General features: G+C 64.1%; 6 protein-coding genes. All 6 read left to right on the top strand.

Annotation, left to right across the window (positions count from 1 at the left end; all coding sequences use genetic code 11):
* The first annotated feature begins 185 nt into the window (after positions 1-185).
* Complete coding sequence (locus GXP34_00125) at positions 186-2426, top strand: molybdopterin-dependent oxidoreductase (GenBank protein NOY54382.1); 2241 nt, start codon at positions 186-188, stop codon at positions 2424-2426.
* 246 nt (positions 2427-2672) lie between these two features.
* Positions 2673-3161, top strand: coding sequence for a hypothetical protein (locus GXP34_00120; GenBank protein ID NOY54381.1), 489 nt, complete (start codon positions 2673-2675; stop codon positions 3159-3161).
* A 106-nt stretch (positions 3162-3267) separates the two neighbouring features.
* Positions 3268-4545 carry a serpin family protein gene (locus tag GXP34_00115; protein ID NOY54380.1) on the top strand — a complete coding sequence of 426 codons (1278 nt, stop codon included), beginning with the start codon at positions 3268-3270 and terminating at the stop codon, positions 4543-4545.
* A gap of 87 nt (positions 4546-4632) precedes the next feature.
* Positions 4633-4845 carry a hypothetical protein gene (locus GXP34_00110; GenBank protein ID NOY54379.1) on the top strand — a complete coding sequence of 71 codons (213 nt, stop codon included), beginning with the start codon at positions 4633-4635 and terminating at the stop codon, positions 4843-4845.
* Positions 4842-5156, top strand: a complete 315-nt coding sequence (locus GXP34_00105) for a YbjQ family protein (GenBank protein ID NOY54378.1) — start codon at positions 4842-4844, stop codon at positions 5154-5156. The genes GXP34_00110 and GXP34_00105 overlap by 4 nt, the downstream gene beginning before the upstream one ends.
* Positions 5131-5508 carry a DUF1992 domain-containing protein gene (locus tag GXP34_00100; GenBank protein NOY54377.1) on the top strand — a complete coding sequence of 126 codons (378 nt, stop codon included), beginning with the start codon at positions 5131-5133 and terminating at the stop codon, positions 5506-5508. The genes GXP34_00105 and GXP34_00100 overlap by 26 nt, the downstream gene beginning before the upstream one ends.
* Positions 5509-5642 lie beyond the last annotated feature (134 nt).

The following is a 5642-nucleotide window of genomic DNA, read 5'->3' as shown; positions in this document are numbered from 1 at the left end:
GTCTATTGGTCCCCCCAAGGGAGCGAAGCGACCGTAGGGGGGAAGGTGCCGTAGCGGCTTTGCGCCGGCGTAGGGGATGCGCACCACGAAGTGCCCGGCGGGCTCCAAGGAGGAGTTTGACGATATGCTGCTCGGGCACGGACGGAGATCGTCGGCACCGACCACGAGGCTCTGGACCGATCTGCATGAGGGAGGACCGTGTGTCGACACGAACAACCGTCTACCGAACCTGCCCGCTCTGTGAGGCAACCTGCGGACTCGAGATCTCGATCGACGGTGACGAGGTGGTGAGGATTCGCGGCGATCGTGACGACGTGTTCAGCCACGGGTTCATCTGTCCGAAGGGGTCTTCCCTGAAGCAGCTCCACGCCGACTCCGATCGGCTGCGAACACCCTTGATCAGGCGCGATGGCGGCTTTGAGGCGGCGACCTGGGAAGAGGCGTTCGCGCACGTAGCCGCGGGTCTGCAACCGATCCTTGCGGAACACGGCCGCGATGCCGTGGCCGTCTACCTGGGCAATCCGAATGCCCACAACATGAGCGGCCCCATCTACGGCCGGGCACTCGTCAAAGCCTTGGGATCCAAGAACGTCTTCACGGCCTCAACGGTGGACCAGATGCCGAAGCACCTGTCGTGCGGGCTCATGTTTGGTCATCCCGACTTGATCCCGGTGCCGGATCTGGATCGCACCGGCTATCTGCTCATGCTTGGAGCAAACCCCCACGCCTCCAACGGCAGCCTTGCGACGGCTCCTGACTGGCCGGGACGGCTCGAGGGCATTCGTCGGCGCGGAGGCAAGGTCGTCGTCGTCGATCCCCGGCGGACCCGGACGGCCGAGTTCGCCGACGAGCATCTGTTCATTCGTCCCGGTACCGACGCCTTGTGGCTGTTCGCCATCGTGCACACACTCGTCGACGAGAACCTGGTCACACCGGGACGTTTGGAGGAGGCATGCACCGGCCTCGATGACATCGCACGAGTCGCCGCTCGGTTCAGCCCCGAACGAGTCGAAGCGACCTGCAGAATCGACGCCGAGACGACTCGACGTATCGCCCATGAACTGGCCCAGGCGGAGACGGCCGCAGTGTACGGGAGGATCGGCACACACACGACCGAGTTCGGTTCGCTTGCCGCCTGGCTCGTCGACGTGATCAACATCCTGACTGGCAACCTCGACGAAATCGGCGGAGCGATGTTTCCTCGCGCTGCTCACGAGCGACCACGGAAACGAGGAGGCTTTCGGACCGGGCGCTGGCACAGCCGTGTCAAGGGATTGCCGGAAGTGCGTGGCGAACTTCCCGTTTCGACGCTCGCAGAGGAGATTGAAACGGACGGTGAGGGGCAGGTCCGGGCACTGATCACCGTCGGCGGTAATCCGGTCCTTACCGTACCGGAGAGCGAGCGTTTCGATGCTGCAATCTCAGGGCTCGATTTCATGGTGAGTGTCGACATCTATCGCAACGAGACCACGCGTCACGCCGATGTGATCCTTCCTGCCCCGTCACCGTTGAATCACGCCCACTACGACTTCGCGTTTCTCGGATTCGCAGTCCGCAACGTGGCCAACTACTCGCCTCCGGTCCTCCCGATCCCTGACGGCATGCCAGACGAATGGGAGATACTGCTCCGTCTGGCCGCCATCGTTGCGGGGATGCCACCTGACGCCGATATCCAACCGTTCGACGATCTGGTGTTCACCACATTGGTCGGCGCCGCGATCGGAGACGAAGCATCTGCCGTATTCGGTCGGAGTGGCGCCGAGGTCGGTGCGGCGACGGAGGGCGGGAGTGGACCGGACCGGATCCTCGACTTCCTCGTTCGCACCGGCCCGTACGGTGATGCGTACGGCCAGAACCTGGAGGGCCTGACGCTCCGAAAACTGCGGGACCATCCCCACGGCATCGACCTGGGTCCGATGCAGCCACGGTTTCCCGATGCCCTGGCGACGCCATCGGGGAAGATCGAGCTTGCCCCGGAGACTCTGCTGGCCGACATACCTCGACTGGAGGCTGCCCTCGATGCTCCTCTTTCCGACGGCCTGCTGCTGGTCGGGAGACGGGATCTCCGCAGCAACAACTCATGGATGCACAACCTGGACATCCTCGTGAAGGGCAAGGAGCGCTGCACCCTGCAGATCCATCCCGGCGACGCGGAACGTCTCGGTATCGGTCAAGGAGTGTCCGTCTCCGTGACATCGCAGGCGGGCACCGTGACCGTTCCCGCCGACGTCACCGAGGCGATCATGCCCGGTGTCGTGAGTCTGCCCCACGGGTGGGGACATGACCTCGACGGGACCGGACTGAGCGTTGCTGCGAGGCGACCGGGAGTGAACTCGAATCGACTCAGCCCCGGCACGATGGATCCGCTCTCAGGCAACGCGGTGCTCACGGCAATCCCCGTCGAGGTTCGGCTCCACCCGGCATGAACCGATCCCGGGCCGGTCGGCGCAGGACCATGGATGGCAGGTGGGCGGCCGCGGCGGTCGGTCATCGACCGGTCCGCTCCCGCCAGGAATCGAGCCCGTCCGGGTCGTGCAAGGGAGGGAACACGCCACATGGGGTCGTATCGGTGAGGATTCACAAAAGTGCAACTCCGTCGGTTTTCCAGGCATCCGGGGGGTGCGGAGGCCTAGCCTAGGATCAGCAGCGACGCGGAGTGGAGGGAGAAAGCCATGCACACTGGTCGATTATTGGCACTTGCCGGAGTAGTCATCGGGATCATCGGTCTGTTCCTGAAGGCCTTGACAACGCCTGGAGCGAACATGCTCCCGGCACTTCATACGGCGGATCCGGCGTTCCCGGTCGGCGTCCCGACGATCTGGGGAGGGCTCGCCACATGGGCACAGATCGTGCTCGTCATCCTGATCGTGACCGTGGTGGTTCTGGCTCTTCTCGGTGTGCGCAGCGCTGCGATGAGTAGATCGTCGTCACTGGTCACCGCGGTGATCGGCGTCGCCTTGCTCGCGTACTCGGTCGTCAAGTATCTCGACGCCTTGAACTTGGCTGAGACGATGCAGGCGGGGATGGCGCGGGCGGCGGCCGGCGGCATGATTCCCGAGGCATATACCGTCAGTCCGGGGATCGGGTTCTTCATCTTGATCATCGGCACGGTGCTGGTGATTGCAGGAGGGCTCAGCGGTCTGCGCGGCAGCGAGTCCTGACCCGTCCGTTCTGACGTGAGTGAGCCCACCGGAGGTGGGCCTACTCGCGTCGGAGGGGAACCTCGAGCCCATGCTCATCGTCGAACCTTGAGTAGAGGAGGTGGCGATGAGAGGCAAGCTGTTCTTGCCGGTTTTGGCCGTCGTGCTCGTCACGAGCGCATGTAGCGGGACAAAAGCATCTCCATCGGTTGCGATGGCGATGTCGGACGTTCCCCGGGCCACGATGGAGGTGAGCCCTGGCGATGTGGCATCGGTTGCCTCAGGCATGGAGGCGTTCGGCACCAATCTGTACGCCATGCTGGCCACGGGTGACGGCAACCTCGTCTTCTCACCGGCAAGCATCGTCACTGCGCTGGCGATGACCTACATCGGTGCCAGAGGTGTGACCGCAGAAGAGATGGCGCGTGTACTGCATGTGGAACTCGACGACGAGGCCTTCCACCAGGCGATGAATGCACTCGACCTCGCCCTCGAGTCACGTAGCTTCACCGAGGGTGATGAGGGGGTCCAACTCAGCACCGCCAACAGCCTGTGGGGACAGCAGGGCGTGACCTTCGAACAGCCGTTCCTCGATACGCTCGGCGCCGACTACGGCTCCGGCATGCGACTGGTCGATTTCAAGACCGCGGCCGAGCAGGCTCGCATCCAGATCAACGAGTGGGTCGCGAGTGAAACCAACGACAACATCCTCGATCTCGTCCCCCGAGGCGCGCTCGACTCGCTGACCAGACTCGTGCTCGTCAACGCCGTCTATCTGGATGCCACCTGGGAGCACCAGTTCGATCCGAATGACACAACCGACGGGCCGTTCACCCTGCTCGATGGCAACCGTGTGAACGTGCCGATGATGCATCAGACGAGTTCTTTCTCGTATGGGACGGGGGACGGCTGGCAGGCGGTGCAGATGCCATATGTTGGCGAGGATCTGGCGATGCTCGTCGTGGTTCCGGACGAGGGACGGTTCACCGACGTCGAAGGGCGGCTCGGTCGTGGTCTGCTCGACGACGCCGTCGCGAGTCTTTCCGGGGCGCAAACCTCGGTGTCGCTGACCATTCCGAGATTCAAGCTCCGTACCCAAGCCGGGTTGAACACGGCGCTTCGCGACCTCGGGATGCACACCGCATTCGATCAGCGCACGGCGGACTTTTCGGGCATGACCACCGAAGAGACGCTGTACATCGGCGACGTGGTTCACGAGGCGTACATCGCGGTGGACGAGGAGGGAACGGAGGCGGCTGCCGCCACCGGAGTGGTGATGCGAGCAACGTCCGCGCCGCTCGAAGAGGCGAGGCTGACGATCGACCGGCCGTTCATCTTCGCCCTTCGGGACGTACCCACCGGCGCCCTGCTCTTCCTCGGCAGGGTCATGAACCCGGAAGGCTGAGCGGACCCCCGGTTCTCGGCGGCGGGCACCGGCGACCTGCCGCCGGCCGCCGTCGTGGAGCGTAGTCTGGAGACAGGAGGTGCAACGATGCAGAGAGTCGCGTATGTCCTCATCGGGGCCGGGGTCCTGGCCCTCGTCGGCTGGTCGGTGAAGGGCTTCTTCCTTGCGAACGAGATCCCCGTATTCGTCAGAGCAGCGGTCGGAGCGATCGGCCTCGGGGCGCTCATCCTCATCGGCATCGTGGTGAACGACCGCCTGTCGACAGCGCAGACGGACGACTTCAAGGAGGTTCGGCAATGATCATCACCACGGCGGATACGATCGAAGGCCGCACGATCGCCAAGACGGTGGGCCTGGTCAAGGGCAACACGATTCGGGCGCGGCACGTCGGCAAGGACATCATGGCGGCGTTTCGCAACATGGTCGGGGGCGAGATCGTCGAGTACACGAAGATGATGGGGGAGTCGCGTGAGCAGGCGCTCGCGCGGATGGTCGAAGATGCGGAGCAGCAGGGTGCAAACGCCATCGTCAGTATGCGGTTCTCGACATCGATGGTGATGCAGAATGCCTCGGAGATCCTTGCCTATGGGACCGGCGTCGTCCTCGAGTGAGTTCGTGGACGTGACGCGGTCTGAACCCGAGTTCCTTGTGGAGCGTGAGATCCGCGAGGCGGTGGAGCGCGGGGAGTTCGACGATCTCGAGGGAGCCGGCCGACCGATTCCAGGACTCGACGGCAACTACGACCCTGCGTGGTGGGCACGCGCCTGGGTCCGGCGGGCCCGGGCTCAGGATGCGGCGTGGGAACTGCGCAGACGGATCAGGAAAGAGAAGTTCGCTCGGTTCGCCGGCGACACGGAGCGACGAGAACGTGTCGAGGCGTTGAACGCCGAGATCGGGCTCATCAACGCCGACCTTCCTCACGACGAGCAGATTCCTGTCCTGAGTATCGAAGACCTTCAATAGGGTGCGCGGACCGGCGGCTCGGTTCTTCTCGTACTTCGTGGCGCGACGCGGCATCGATGCAAGACCGTGGGGCGGCTATTGGTCCCCCCAGGGAGCGAAGCGACCGTTGGGGGGAAAGTACCGCAGCGGCTTTG

It is taken from the genome of Actinomycetota bacterium (assembly GCA_013152275.1).
In the GTDB taxonomy this organism is placed as follows: Bacteria; Actinomycetota; Acidimicrobiia; order Spongiisociales; family UBA4744; genus BMS3Bbin01.
The sequence above is the reverse complement of the archived record's forward strand: the minus strand, read 5'-3'. Positions and strand labels throughout refer to the sequence as shown.